This is a genomic window from uncultured Traorella sp. (assembly GCF_944327115.1).
Taxonomy (GTDB): Bacteria; Bacillota_I; Bacilli_A; order Erysipelotrichales; family Erysipelotrichaceae; genus Traorella.
Map to the genome: position 1 here is coordinate 14,800 of NZ_CALVGS010000052.1, position 14,911 is coordinate 29,710.

13 protein-coding genes are annotated in these 14,911 nt (G+C 39.1%); 1 reads left to right on the forward strand and 12 read right to left on the reverse strand.

What is annotated here, in order from left to right; genetic code table 11:
• Positions 1-3 precede the first annotated feature (3 nt).
• Together Q0K35_RS05020 and Q0K35_RS05025 are read right to left on the reverse strand one after the other, a co-directional pair.
• Positions 4-2,079 (reverse strand): PTS transporter subunit IIABC, encoded by a 2,076-nt coding sequence (locus tag Q0K35_RS05020; protein WP_294561578.1) that lies wholly within the window; start codon positions 2,077-2,079, stop codon positions 4-6.
• 365 nt (positions 2,080-2,444) lie between these two features.
• Entirely contained in the window at positions 2,445-2,897 is a 453-nt protein-coding gene (locus tag Q0K35_RS05025; RefSeq protein WP_294561579.1) for a GNAT family N-acetyltransferase, read from the reverse strand.
• 147 nt (positions 2,898-3,044) lie between these two features.
• On the opposite strand from Q0K35_RS05025, the gene Q0K35_RS05030 reads away from it, so the two are divergent.
• A complete protein-coding gene (locus Q0K35_RS05030; protein ID WP_294561580.1) occupies positions 3,045-5,018 on the forward strand; it encodes a collagen-binding domain-containing protein in 1,974 nt (657 codons plus the stop codon).
• A 233-nt stretch (positions 5,019-5,251) separates the two neighbouring features.
• On the opposite strand, the gene Q0K35_RS05035 is transcribed toward Q0K35_RS05030, so the two are convergent.
• The 10 genes from Q0K35_RS05035 to Q0K35_RS05080 form a co-directional block, all read right to left on the reverse strand.
• Positions 5,252-6,562, reverse strand: a complete 1,311-nt coding sequence (locus tag Q0K35_RS05035) for a four-carbon acid sugar kinase family protein (protein WP_294561581.1) — start codon at positions 6,560-6,562, stop codon at positions 5,252-5,254.
• Entirely contained in the window at positions 6,552-7,211 is a 660-nt protein-coding gene (locus Q0K35_RS05040) for an aspartate/glutamate racemase family protein (RefSeq protein WP_294561582.1), read from the reverse strand. Before Q0K35_RS05040 ends, Q0K35_RS05035 begins: the two co-directional genes overlap by 11 nt.
• A gap of 1 nt (position 7,212) precedes the next feature.
• Complete coding sequence (locus Q0K35_RS05045; protein WP_294561583.1) at positions 7,213-8,283, reverse strand: iron-containing alcohol dehydrogenase family protein; 1,071 nt, start codon at positions 8,281-8,283, stop codon at positions 7,213-7,215.
• Positions 8,284-8,326: 43 nt separating this feature from the next.
• Positions 8,327-8,971 carry an RpiB/LacA/LacB family sugar-phosphate isomerase gene (locus Q0K35_RS05050; RefSeq protein ID WP_294561584.1) on the reverse strand — a complete coding sequence of 215 codons (645 nt, stop codon included), beginning with the start codon at positions 8,969-8,971 and terminating at the stop codon, positions 8,327-8,329.
• Positions 8,972-8,996: 25 nt separating this feature from the next.
• The gene (locus Q0K35_RS05055) at positions 8,997-9,752 is read right to left on the reverse strand and encodes an SDR family NAD(P)-dependent oxidoreductase (protein WP_294561585.1); all 756 of its coding nucleotides are present in this window, start codon (positions 9,750-9,752) and stop codon (positions 8,997-8,999) included.
• A 62-nt stretch (positions 9,753-9,814) separates the two neighbouring features.
• Complete coding sequence (locus Q0K35_RS05060; RefSeq protein ID WP_294561586.1) at positions 9,815-10,699, reverse strand: class II fructose-bisphosphate aldolase; 885 nt, start codon at positions 10,697-10,699, stop codon at positions 9,815-9,817.
• A gap of 46 nt (positions 10,700-10,745) precedes the next feature.
• A complete protein-coding gene (locus Q0K35_RS05065) occupies positions 10,746-11,846 on the reverse strand; it encodes a PTS fructose transporter subunit IIC (RefSeq protein ID WP_294561587.1) in 1,101 nt (366 codons plus the stop codon).
• A 23-nt stretch (positions 11,847-11,869) separates the two neighbouring features.
• Entirely contained in the window at positions 11,870-12,187 is a 318-nt protein-coding gene (locus Q0K35_RS05070) for a PTS fructose transporter subunit IIB (protein WP_294561588.1), read from the reverse strand.
• A 157-nt stretch (positions 12,188-12,344) separates the two neighbouring features.
• Positions 12,345-12,878, reverse strand: coding sequence for a fructose PTS transporter subunit IIA (locus Q0K35_RS05075; RefSeq protein WP_294561589.1), 534 nt, complete (start codon positions 12,876-12,878; stop codon positions 12,345-12,347).
• Positions 12,879-12,896: 18 nt separating this feature from the next.
• Complete coding sequence (locus Q0K35_RS05080; RefSeq protein ID WP_294561590.1) at positions 12,897-14,867, reverse strand: PTS sugar transporter subunit IIA; 1,971 nt, start codon at positions 14,865-14,867, stop codon at positions 12,897-12,899.
• Positions 14,868-14,911: the final 44 nt, after the last annotated feature.

Below are 14,911 nucleotides of genomic sequence, written 5' to 3' on the forward strand. Positions count from 1 at the left end.
AAACTAGGATAAGCGAATGATTTCTTCCTTTGCCTGTACATCTCCAAGCTTCAAAAGTTCAAGATGCTGCTGATCTGAAAGATTTGTAAATACCATGACAGATGCACTGCTTTTCGCATGTTCCTGAATATATTTTAAATCAAAAGAAAGCAGTTTGTCACCTTTTTTGATTTCCTGTTCAGCTTCGCAATGCAATTTAAACCCTTCTCCATTCAACTTAACCGTATCGATTCCAATATGAAGCAAAAGCTCGACTCCTTCTTTGCTTTCAATACCAATGGCATGCCTGGTCGGAAAGATCATCTTAACGACACCGTCACAAGGTGCATAGACATTTCCATCATTAGGAAAAATGACCACACCATCACCCATCATCTTGGCCGCAAATGTTTCATCCGGAGCTTCCGTGATCAGCTTCAACTCACCACTGAGTGGTGAAACGAATACATCTTTCACATCACTCACCTTTTTTTCTTCAATGACCTCAAACTCTTCATGAGTTGATGGATGATGAAGATAATCTTCAAGATTCGATTTGATGACCGTTACTTTTGGACCATAAATGATCTGTACACCTTTACCTTTAAAGATCACACCTGCTGCCCCGCTTTGCTTCAAGATATCTTCACTTACTTTAGATGCATCAAAAACAGTTGTTCTTAAACGAGTGGCACAGCAGTCAATATCTGAAATATTATCAGTGCCTCCTAATCCCTTTACGATTAATGCACTTACTGAATTACCGCTTCCTTCTTTTTTCGCATTTACATCCGCACGAGTATATAGCTTTGTTTCTTCATTATCATCTTCACGACCCGGCGTCTTCAGATTCATCTTTTTAATAAAGAAGGTAAATACCAGATAATAAACGATAAAGTAAACAATCCCTACGATAACGACCCAATACCAGTTTGTTTTCGCATTTCCCTGTAAGATTCCAAAAAGCGAAAGATCGATTAAACCTCCCGAGAATGTCATACCAACACCCACTTTGAAAATATGCATCAGCATATATGCAAGACCTGCAAAGATACAATGAATGACATATAGAAGCGGAGCTACGAACAAGAATGTGAATTCAAGCGGTTCAGTAATTCCTGTCAGCATGGACGTTAAAGCGGCTGAAATCAACAAACCACCGGCAATTTTTCTCTTTTCCGGTTTAGCACAGCGATACATCGCAAGCGCTGCACCCGGCAGACCAAAGATCATCAACGGGAATTTACCGGCCATAAAACGTGTTGCTTCCGTATTAAATACCGTCGTTGCCGGACATCCCAATTCCGCAAAGAAAATATTCTGGGCACCTTCCACGATCGTACCGCACACATTGGCCGTACCGCCAACAGCCGTCTGCCAGAATGGCATATAGAAAACATGATGCAGACCAAAAGGTATCAGGGCTCTCTCCATAAGACCATACAGGAATGTTCCCCCATATCCGGAATTACGCACCAGCTCACCAACGGCATAGATCCCATTCTGAATCGTCGGCCAAATATAAAACATGATAATACCGACAATCAGATAAACAACGGAACAAACAATCGGCACAAAACGAGTTCCGCCAAAGAAAGAAAGTACCTGTGGTAATTCGATCTTATAAAATTTATTATGTAGATAGGCAACCCCTAAACCAACAATGATACCGCCAAAGACACCCATCTGTAATGACTGGATACCTACGACATTCGTGATCGAACCTTCCGGTAAGCTCTCCGCAATACCTGTAACACTTATCATCGCACTGATTGCGGTATGCATCACAAAGAAAGCAATCGCACCTGCCAAAGCAGCAACTTCCTTTTCTTTCTTTGCCATACCGATGGCAACGCCCATCGCAAACAGAATCGGTAAATTTGCGAAAATGATATCGCCACACTTATTTAAGACTGTCAAAATCGCATACATAAAGGTTCCTTCACCTAAGATAGAAGTTAATCCATAGGCTTCCACCATCGTTGGATTCGTAAATGATCCACCGATACCTAAAAATAGTCCGGCTACCGGAAGTATCGCAATCGGCAGCATAAAGCTTCGTCCTACACGCTGCAGGACCTCAAAAATCTTGTCTTTCATCTTTCCCTCTCTTTCCGTTTTCTTTAGAAAATAAAAAGGCACTAACTAAAGAAAACTATCCATATAAGACAATTTCATAGTTAATGCCTGCATCACCAGTAACACTCTACGCCCATTATATTAACCTAGAAAGCGCTTTCTGTCAACACAAAGATGAAATTTTTTCATAAAGGTGACTATGATAAAAAAATAGTTAATGAAAAAAATAATTATTTTATTTTTTTGGGAAAAATGATATTTTCATAGATATAGAACAGTAGTGTCATGAAAGGAAAACTGGGAATAACGGCAGATTTTGTTTGGAAGAATTACAGTTGGTCAATCATTCAACTCAAACTATACATCCGACCTTGTTTCCATAGACATCAGGTATGTATCATATACATCCTCTCTTCATTTCCTTCTTCATCTTTCACCATGCATAAAAATTGATAACCACATCTTTCGTAAAAAGAAGTATGATCCGTAACTAAATATAATTTCTCATATCCCATCTTACCGGCTTCTTTTCTTATATATTCCAACAAATTTCTCGCAATATTTTTTCTTCGATACTCTTTTTCGACATAAAGTGCACATAGATTCGGTGTAAGATCAGGAAGATCATGAAAATCATTTTGAATGATCCCTGCCCCTGCCACTATTCGATTCTGTTCATTCAAAACAAGATACCATTGGGGTATCCCGTTTTTACGTTCGATGCACACATTCATGCTTTGTAAATAGACCTCATAAGGAATCTGCCACTTCTGTGAGAACCAGAAAGCTGCTTTTTCTATATATTGAGGATCATCACAAAGACGAATCATTTTTATCATCGTATCATCTCCTTCATCAAGTATAACATATCCATGATAATTTTTTCTTCATTAAAAAGCATCAACATGATATGCTTGTCTTCATATACTGAATAAGAATGATTCTTTTAGCTGATTCTGTAAACCACATCTATCCAAGGAGAACTTATGAAAAAAATTAACAGCTTTATCTTGCTACTCTTATCTGTTTTCATTCTTAATACTCAAAATATCAAAGCAACTGCCACATCAAATTTTGAAACGACATCCGGAAGCTATACAATCGAAAATATATTAAGCAAATTCAATGTATTTTCGTTTAACGATGTTAGCGGTGTGCATATCGTAGGCCCGATCATTGCCAAGGGTGATCTATATAATCGCACGAGTCATCAAGGGTTTACCTTTGGTGATTATGATCAAGGCATTTCCAGCTATATTCAAGGAAAGATCGCTGCCGGAAGCCGTATTAGCAGTTCTTACAGTCATATCAATCCTGACCAGTATATCGGAAATACAAATACTCTTTTTAAAAAGGTTTATTGGGGAGATGACTTTGTTTATCAGGTAAATGGTGCTGATTATGTCAATAATAAAGTCAATGTCTATCAAACAGATCATTATGTCGATTGGAACAAGGCTAAAGATATGCTGGCAAATGAATCGATCCAACTTTCCCAGCTGCCTTCCCGTCTATTAACAAATGCAGATATAATCACAACGCCAGGTATTGTCAGCGTACAAATTCATGCAGGAGAGCGTGTAACGATACCTGAAAGTGTCTTACGTCAGATCAATCGCATCCAGTTTATCGGCAGCTATGAAGAACAAACCGTCATCAATATTCTTTCTGAAAATGAGGTCATTCTTCCGGGTATGATCACATCCTCTTCATTTGGTGAATATGGAAGCAATATGAACATCGTGTTTAATATTCCTTACAGCACCCAGGTAACTTTGCCCAATGCTTATGGTAATGGTATCGGTCATATCGTAGCCCTCAATGCTAATGTCATTCATCGCAGCGGTAATTATAACGGCGGCATCATTGCGGCCAATTTAGACAGCTACTCAGAAGGACACATGTGGAATTATAGCGGTGGACCGTTGATCCCGGAAACACCTGTCGAAACAACTCAAATCAGTGGTACTAAATATTGGAACGATCAAAATGATTCCTATGGATTACGTCCGCAAAGCGTTCAGATCAATCTCTATGCCAATGATGAGCTGATCGACTCACAAAATATAAATGAAGCAGGAAACTGGAAATATTCATTCAATGATCTTCCTATCTTAGAAGAAGGTTCTTATTCGATACGTGAAACTGAAACAGAACATTATATCGCTTCTTATGAAGATCATGATATTACCAATACCCTTCAAACAGGAAATATCCAAGTAGAAAAAAAGATATTCATCAATCAGATACAAACTGACAGTGATGAGATTTTCCATGTTGCTCTTTATGCCAGGGATCAATTAATAGCCGTCAAGTCAATTCAGGCAAATGAAACCATTACCTTTGAAAATCTTCCTTTAGGTACGTATCATCTCTATGAAACCGACAGTAAAGGTCATACGCTTATCAATTTTCCTTACCAGTCTATCTTCACATCAAATATGATCGAATTAAATGAACACCAACAGATGTTTACAACTACCCTTATCAATTCAATCAATACCCATGTACAGATTTATAAAAAAGATATTGATGATAATAACTTGAAAGGAGCCCACCTCCAGCTATTAGATGAAAATCAGAATATCATAGCGGAATGGATTTCTACCGATGCGTCTTATGACATATATGCATTACTTTTACCGGGTAAGGAATATACGTTAAGAGAAACAAAATCACCTCAGGGCTATCAAAAAGCAAATGATCTAAGCTTTACGGTACAATACAGTAATCAGATACAAAGAATAAATCTGATCAATGAACCGGAAAAAATCATTGATCCTGAAATTGTGGTTGATCCGGAAAAGCCGGCAACACCTCAAAAACCTGTTGGTCCAATTCAATCAGATAAAACAAATACACCAAAGACAAGTGATTCTTCACTTATGATTTATGGTTCACTGTTACTTATCTCCGGTTTATGCATCCTATTATCCGTTAAGATGAAAAAAAAGTCCTAGTGACTTTTTTTTGTTTAGGGCTATACAGCATGGATCGATAAATTAATCTGAGAGGATCAATACATCTAAAACAGCACATGAGATAATCCCATCTAAGCTTTGTTCCCATACTTGTAAGAAAGACTAAAAATGTAATTCCTCATGATCATGTCATGCATCAGCTTTTTATCATATAATGGGTATCCAAATAAAAAAGCTCTTCAGATAAATTGTCTGAAAAGCTTTAATAATTCTTAATTATGAAGTGTTTCAACTACCTTATACAACGTAGTTTCATCACCGACATTTCCCGGGAAAACAACGACCGGAAGATTTTCAAATTTACTGCCTTCCAGACAGCGAACCACACCGACATTCTGTTGGATCTGGCCCAATACCCATTCTTTTGATACTTTTAGGCCTATTGTTAAAGCATCGCTGGAGGTAATACCGCCTTTGGTGATCAAAAAGCGCGGGCGAATCGTTAAACGGGAAAGAACACCAATCAGCTCACTTGAAATCGCTGTTGCCATTTCCAGTTGCTTTTCCGGGTCATCACCCGGAAAATCCACTCTTTCTCTTCGTGTCGCAACGACCGCAACCTTATCCTCTTTCAATACCTTTTCAAGTTCATTGCTGACACGCAGACTTTCTTCATGTAAGGTATGGTCTAACACCTTATGCTGGTTAAATTCGATCCATACCAAATCCCTGGCATGTTCTTTTAAATAAGCTAATTGTGAAGCCGTTTTCTTTACATGGCTGCCGACAAGGATCAAACCTCCCGTACCTTCCTGAACACAATCTTCTTTCGTCAGATAAGCCCTATCTTCGATATGGGCCAGCTCTTTTACGATACTGGCAGCACAACGGAACATATAGCGCTTATGACATTTTTCAAAGGCACCGACAAATTTCTTCAGATCATCCATGCATGTACAATTGACGATTACCTTATTGAAATGTGAAACACTGTCCAGTTTCTCAACAACTGTATGCTCATCATTAAGATCTTCAAGTGAGATGCTGATACAATCAGCAGCCTTATAAGCACCCTTTGTCTTTTCTTCTACATATTCCTTTAGATCAGAAGCATGGTAGGCAAAAGATTTATCCTTTGCAAACTCGCTTTCACCACATGGCAGCCAGCCATCATCCATTTTCACATAATGAATATCATTTTCTGTTTTACGAATACCATCTAAATATGGGCAAATGATCTCACCGTCAATTTGTTGTCCGTTTTCTTCTAAGACCTGACGGATGACTTCTGTTTCCAACGGATAATGACCACGTAATGTTGAATCACCTCTTGAAAGGATCATAAAGTCAGTATTGCTTTGTTTAGCGGCTTCTACGATCAACTGTGTTAGTTCTTTATGATATTCAGCTGTTTTTTCTTCACTGAAAGAACGAGAATTTGTCAGAATATAGAAAAGTGATCCTGATGATGTCATAGCTTCCTTCAGATTATCAAGTGTTGGCTGAGTAATTACCAAAACATCATGAACACTTTGAATACCTGTCGGATCATCATCAAGTACGATCATCTTTCTATTTTCCATAAAGCATCTCCTTTGCACGATCAATAGCCATTTCAGGACTTGTAAGCACCGGCTTAGAAGTTTCTTTCAAATAAGGAAGGATAGCTGTCATAGAACCCTGGGCCAAGACAACGACATCACATTCTTCACAAGCCTTGTTGATTTCATTTAATACAAGCTGATTATGCTTTTCGACATTTTTCTCCTTCATCAGGATATCTAAAGCACCATTAACAAGATATTCTTTTACTTCAACTTCTTTTCCGGCTTCCTTAGCCTTGGTTCTTACTAAATTACAGCTAGGCTTCATCGTAGAGGCAACAGTTGCGATCACCGCAATTTTCTTACCTAAGGACACAGCCTTCTCTGCCATGGCTTCATCAATCTTAAGTGTTGGGATATCTGTGCATTTCTTCGCAATATCAAACGCTTCACCAACGCTTGAGCACTGATTAAAGATCAAATCAGGCTTTAAAGAAGCAGCTGTCTGAACATAGGTCATCATACGTGAAATAATAGCCGGTGTCAGACCGCCATTGCCCTTGACTTCTTCCAAGAGTGAATCATCAATGATATTCACTAATTCAACTTCGGGCATCTTTTCTTTTACTAATTCTTTTAAATCATTTAAAGAAACAGGACTTGTGTGAATCATTACTATTTTTTTCATCTTATTTACCTCCATATTCTTCTAAATCTTTCATTGCCTGATAGATTAAATCTTTGGTTACCGGATATGGTACATGTTCAAGCTCGGAATTACTTTCAGCTTTTTCCAATATATCCGTCAGATCTTCATGAATATCCAATTCCAAATCTTTCAGACAGGTTGGTAATCCGATCTGCTTATTAAACTGATAAGTCTTTTCTAACATATCCATCTGCTTGTCCATCATCAGCTGTACTAAAGTTCCATAAGAAACGACCTCACCATGCAAATGATTTTTTTCAATGTGCTTACGTACGGTCAAGCCATAGAAAAGTGCATGGGCAAGTGCTGAATTATAGGCCGGATCAACTGATAAAGAAACACTTCCCGTCGTAATCAGAATATTCTGAATTACCCTCTCAAGAGCCGGTGTCACTTTATGATGTTTCGCATCCTCTAAAGCCTTTGCGCCATCACGAAGCATTGGATAGTAGCAATTTTCACCAATCTTGATACCTAATTCACTGGCATAATCCAATTCATCATTTCTGGCACTAAATACAGATTCTACATGTTTTGCCATCGTATCACCGATACCTGCCCATAAATATTGGAGCGGAGCATCACAGATGATGCGTGGCTCAATAAAGCAGTGAACCGGAGGCTGCTTGAGCTTCGGAATATCTTTAAATGAACCATCAGCATTATACATGATACTGATCTTTGTTACTGCAGCACATGTCGAAGCAATGGTCGGAATCGTATAAACCGGTAAATTCAGCTTATCACCAACATATTTGACCGTATCCAGACATTTACCGCCACCGACACCGATCAGTGCCTCTACCTGGTCCATGCCTTCAAATTGACATATCTTTTCAACATTTTCATAGGTTGCTTCATGACCATAGTTTTGTGAAACTACGACATCTAATTTAGCTTCAGCAAGCGCCTCATCTAAATAAGGCTTTGCAGCCTGATAAGCTTTATTTCCGTATAAAACGGCAACCTTGGTATTTTCTTTCAAAAAATCACGAATTGATTTACATGCATCCACGCCCATCGTAAATCGTGGTAAAAATACACTATTCATAAAAGTTCCTTTCTATAAAAGAAACCATGCGAAAACATGGTTCCTATTTTGCTAATAATTCGTCAACGTAAGCCTTTAATTCAGGAACCTGACAGCCTTCATTGAAGCATTCCAAAAATCTTGGAGATAATGCTTGTTTAACGATATCCTGATCGATAGCTTTTAATGCAGAAACCAAATCTTTGCCAATTGCTTCCTTCATCTTGAACAGATTTGCAGCATTTCTATTCTGAGATTCTTTTCTGCCCGGCTCATTTGGATAACCCATTCCCTTAGGTGAACCAAAAGCCTTTTCAAAAATCGTATGAATATTCAGTTCAGCACCCCATCCAAATCCTTTTGCATAAGGAATTGAAAGTGCATTACCGTTATTGATCTGTAAGAATAAGTAAGCATCACTTGGTTCGATGCAATAACCGCAGACAACGCCCGGGAATGCATTTAAAGCCATTAAAGCTCCCTGACCTGTACCACATCCGGTAACTACAAAGTCAACAGCCTTTGAATTTAACAATAAAGCTGCCTGAACACCAAGGTTCAAATAAGTCAGATAAGGATCATCGCCATCCTTGCACATACCTGTATTATATACAGTGTGTCCCATTGGCTCTACAACATCTTTCAACTGTTCCAAAATAAGTGCGTTTTTAGAAGCCTGACTAAATTCATTCATCAATGCAATTTTCATAATCGTTCTCCTTTTCTATTTTATATTAACGTGACAGCCATCCGCCATCAACAGGTAATGTAGCCCCACATACATAATCAGAGGCACTGGAAGCTAAGAAAACCACCGGTCCTTTAAGTACTTCAGGTTTTCCCCAATATCCGATAGGGATACGGTCCAATACTTCTTTATTACGTACAGGATCTTCCTGCATCGGCTTTGTCATCGGAGTATCCATATACCCCGGTGCGATAGCATTACAATTGATTCCAAGTTTCGATAATTCATTGGCCATGGATTTGGTCAATCCCATGACACCGCTCTTGCTTGCGGCATAGGCCGGAGCATAAATACCGCCGGTAAATGATAACATGCTGGCAATATTAATGATCTTGCCCTTGGTCTTTTGCTTAACCATTTGATTTGCAGCACTTTGTGACATATGGAATACATTTTTCAGATTCAGATTGATCAGAAAATCCCAATCTTCTTCCGGATAATCTAAGAACGGTGTACGACGGTTCGCACCGGCATTATTTAACAGAATATCCAAATGACCATATTCCTTTACCACTTCTTCTACGATTTTATCAGATAAAGCCTTTGAAGGTTTTGACAGATCAGCGAAATAATAACGATATTGACGTCCTGTTTTTTCAATAGCAGCTTTGATTTCATCATCATTATCATTACCAACATTGAAGATGTCAGCGCCCGCTTCAGCTAAAGCTATGCACATAGCGAAACCAAGCCCTCTGTTGGCACCAGTCACTAATGCAACCTTTCCATTTAATTCAAACATCTTTCTACCTCACTCGCATTCCTCAAAAATGAAGGTGGCTCTAACAGCCACCTTTATCAAAACTATTCGTTACCTACAGTAACTGTTTCACCATAGATGTACTGGTCATTTGAACCAATAACACGAATATAATCTTTAACAAATTTCTTAATAGCAGCTTCTGCAACCATCATGATTTCAAGATAGTTCAGTCCCGGATTTTCTTCCCAAGCAGCCTTCATAGCATCTTCAGCAGCATGGAAAGCATCAGTACAAACATTGATCTTGTTAATACCGCCGGCAACAGCCTTACGGATGTTTTCTTCTCCTGAACCTGAACCACCGTGTAATACAAGTGGCATATTAAGAGCTTTCTTTAGTTCAGCAAGTCTTTCGAAATCAAGAACCGGAACATAACCTTTCGGATAATTTCCATGAGCTGTACCGATAGCAACCGCTAAAGCATCTACACCTGTATCCTTTACAAACTGAACAGCTTGTTCAACATTTGTGTACAGATCATCTCTTGAATTGTCGCCATCAGCAGCCTGTCCTACGTGTCCTAATTCACCTTCAACACAGATGTTCAAAGGATGAGCCAAGGATACGATCGTTGAAGTTCTCTTAACATTTTCTTCATAAGGATAGGAAGAGGCATCAATCATTACGCTTGAGAAGCCACGATGAATTGCATCTACCATATCACTGAATTTCTGTCCATGGTCAAGGTTCAATGCAACCGGAACATTTGCACGTTCAGCCATTTCCTTGATCATTGGAACCATTTCAGTCGGATGAGCCAGTTTAGCCATCTGGCCAACTCCAATATTAATGATAATAGGTGAATGTTCTTCCTCAGCAGCTTCGATGACTGCACGAGCCATTTCCATGTTCACACTATTAACTGCCATAACTGCATAATTGTGTTTATGAGCATGCATTAAGATATCTTTCATTGATACATACATAACTAATTTCTACCTCTTTTCCTTCCTTTAGATTCAAATAATAATATTACAGGTTAATGTCTAAGTCTACGATTTCTTCTTCGACTGTATCTTCTTCAGCCAGCGGTTTCTTAACAATAGCATATAATACACCAGTTACCACTGAACCAACGACCAATGCAACAACCCACATCAAAGGATTTGTTGACAATGGCATAACGAAGATACCACCATGAGCTGCAGGAGTTCCGATTCCAAGCATCATTGCCAAACCACCGGCAATACCACTACCGATCATTGAGCAAGGGATGAAACGAACAGGGTCGTTAGCTGCGAATGGAAGAACACCTTCAGTAATGAAGCAAAGTCCCATGAAGATACAAGAAATACCAGTATCTCTTTCAGCCTGAGTAAACTTCTTAGGCTGTAAGAATGTAGAAATAGCAACTCCCAGAGGTGGAGTCATACCACCGATGATCTTTGCTGATTCTGGCGCATAGATTCCGTCAGTCATCAATGCGTTAGCAGCCATAGATGCAGTCTTGTTGATAGGACCACCCATATCGAAGCCCATGCAAGCACCGATAACGGCACCAACGATAAACTGAGATCCACTGTTCAGTGAAGTGATCCAGTCTAACAATAAATTCATAATCCAAGTCATTGGAGCCATTGCTACACCGAAGAATACAACACCTGAAATGAAAGTTACACATACCGGAATGATCAATACCGGCATCAAACCCATCATAGCTTTAGGAAGCTTGATCTTCTTAAATACATTTACTAACCATCCAATGAAGAATGCCATGATCATTGCACCCAAGAATCCGGCTTTAGCCTGGTTAGCAGTATAACCGATGATGAAGCCCGGAACGATACCTGGACGCTCAGACATAGAATAAGCAATACCAGCAGCTAATACACCGCAAGCAAATGCCATAGCAAAATCAGATAATTTAGAAATTGACCACCAGAACTGTTTCCAATCTAACATATTTAAGTTAGAGAAAATAGTTGCAGCTCCTTCAGCATCAGGTGCGTAATCTCCTACTTGCCATCCACCAAGACCTTTTGCAAGAGCACCTAAGATACCTCCGGCAACTACCATTGGGATCATGTAGGAAATACCGGTCATAACATGTTTCTTAACAGTACTTATTGACATAATTTTACCCCTCTTTATTTTTTTTATTTTCTATTAGCTAACTTCTTTTCGATTGTCGCAATCAAGCTCTTTGGATTCTTCATTGCAACGTTGATAGGAATATCAACTACCGGCTTACCGGCAAATCTTTCAACTCCGCCTACTGCGATATCATGAGCTAAAATAACAACATCAGCAGCAGCAATGTCTTCAGCTGTCAACTGGTTCTGCGCACCAATCGTTCCCTGAGTTTCGATCTTGCACTGATGACCTGCTTCAGTAGCAGCAGCCTGGATCTTCTCAGCTACGATATATGTATGTGCGATACCTGCAGTACAGCATGTAACACCTACAATTCTCATTATTTTCACCTCAACTTTCTAAATGACTTGCTTAACTACATTCATAATTTAACACTCGTAAACCCTTTCAGTAAAAGTTAAGTGGTAATTTTAATGTGGTAATTTTTAATTTATTTTCATTTCATGTCTATTTTATGAGCATTTTTTGAATATTTTATTAAGAGAAATTGATATCAACATCGAAGTTTTCATCTTCCTGATTATCCCCGGCATCACCGCTTTCAGGCTCATTCAGGATCACATCGATCAATTCCTTTTTCGTTTTTACATCCTGCAATTTCGCAACACGTGCATCATTACCGAGCTTGCCTGCCAATTCAGCCAGCAGCATCATATGATTGGCAGCAAAATCAGAATCATTGCTTACACAGAATAAGAAAATGATATTTGTATCCTGAAAACCGTCATTCGACATGCTGCTTTCCCATTTGATCATATTCTTCGTACGTCCGATCGCAATACCGATCTTCTTAACAGCATCACTTTTTCCGTGAGGAATTGAAATATGATTTCCCATGCCCGTAGGTCCTTCTGCCTCACGTACATAAATATCCGATACAAACTGATCTACACTTGTAATATAATCATTTTCCAAAAGTCTTTGACTCAAATTTCTTAATACTTCATCCTTTGTAGTTCCTTCTACTTCAAGATCAATAATATTCTCATCCAAAATATCTATAAGTGCCATATTTTTTCCCTCCATTGCTTATTGAACCAAATATGTATAGAAATCGACATTTGATTCAATATTTCTTAAAATGTTGACTTTCTCGTCGCTATCAACAAGCTTGATATATTGCTTATAAAACATCTGTGTCCGATTGGCCTCAAATTCATTAGACATTTTCACAACCAAAAGGAAGACCACATCTACTTTTTCAGTGTCCCATAAAATCGGCTCTTGCAGGGTGGCAATTGCTACCTTTGCCTCATTGATCTCGTTTTGATCACCATGAGGAATCGCTACACCATTACCGATGGATGTCGGTGTGATATTTTCACGATCAAAGACCGTTTGAATATATTTATTGGTAACATAACCCTTTTTAACTAATTTTTTTCCGATCAAATTCAAAAGCTCTGTCTTATCCTTGACCTTCTGATGAACAAAGATCAGGTCAGGCTCAAAAAGCTGGTGACAGGAAGCATCGAAATGCACCCTTTTCTCATTGCTTTGATAATTGATCTGACGGATTTTCTCCTTCACCTTATTGACACCGGTATCGTTGATCCAATCACTGATTTCCACGATGCGGGGATCCTCCAGATATAGATGCTTGGTCGTAATGATCAGATTCACATCTTCACAGTCACGGATATTAAAATCATGCATGCTGCTGACATGAATCGTCTTCAGCTCATCGCAGGAACGCTTCAGCTTATCACAGATCATCTGATTCACTCCCATGCTTGCATTTGAAACAAGCAGTGCCGTGATCGGTGATGAGTTGCGATCCAAAGCTGACTGAATATATAAGGCAATATAGCTCAGCTCGTCTTCCGTGATCTTCAAACCGAAATCTTCTTCAAAAAGCACTGAGATGAGCCATGAGATACGCAGTGTCTGTTTGAACTCGCTTTTGATATAGCCCGTCAGCTCATTCGAGTACGTACGCTCATACTTCATCCTGAAAATCATGGGTCTTAGATGCAGCAGCAAACCGCGATAAAGCTCCTCATCATTCGTCAGATCGACATTGGTCACATTGCTGACAACATCAATGACCTTCTTCACAAAGGCTTCCAGCTTAGAATCATATTCTTCCAGGATCGAATGCAGACCGGTGCCGTTATATCCCTGATCGATCATTCTGGCACACAAGATCTGAATTGATAAGAAAGCAATATCTTCGATTGGAATCTGCAGATCCATATTTTCAGTGATCTTTTTGAATACCATTTCCGCAAGACGATATTCGCTGTACTGTGACAGCGTCTTCAATTCGCTTTTTGAAATCTGCAATGACTTACGCTTGTCCTGCATACATTCAAAAACGCTCATACAGGAGTAAATCAAAATTTCATTAAAAGATTCATCTGCCAGATTAAAGCCCCATTCCTTTTCCGTAGAAATGATGCTTTTACGTATCAGATTTACATTTAACCCGGGCATGAAATACAGAATACTGGCATCAATATCCGAAGTATTCTCCATTTTCATAATGAAATTCTTTAAAGCCAGGCGATAGCTAACCTCACTGCACTCAAGTTCCAATCCCTTGTTACGGACGATATTCAGATTGATAGAAAAAATCTTTAACCAGTCTTTACAGTCATTGATGACCTTTAATGCTGTCGGTACGCTGAGATAGAGATAATCTGCCAGCTGTCTTGTAGTTAAACTCGTCGTTCTATTCATTTTAAGAATCCTGCGTAAAGCTGCGATCATACGTGACTGGTCACTTTGGATGACATCCCTGTTGGCGCTTGTTACATTCATCATGATCTTGCTGCGCTGATATTCATCCGCTTTCAGCCACATACCGATTCGAGGCTTCTTGCAGATTTCGCCTAAACCATTTTCCATCAACATCGTATTGATAGCATCGATCTTCGTGCGAATCGTTTTCTCTGACAAACCTATCTCACTTGCCAGCTGATTATTGGTCACCATGTCATTTTCTAAAAAGGCTTTCAATATTTGCTGGGTGTAGTAATTCGATTTGTTATCGTTCAAGCTCTTCACTCCTTTCATGTGTAATTTATCACAAGTTTTCCACT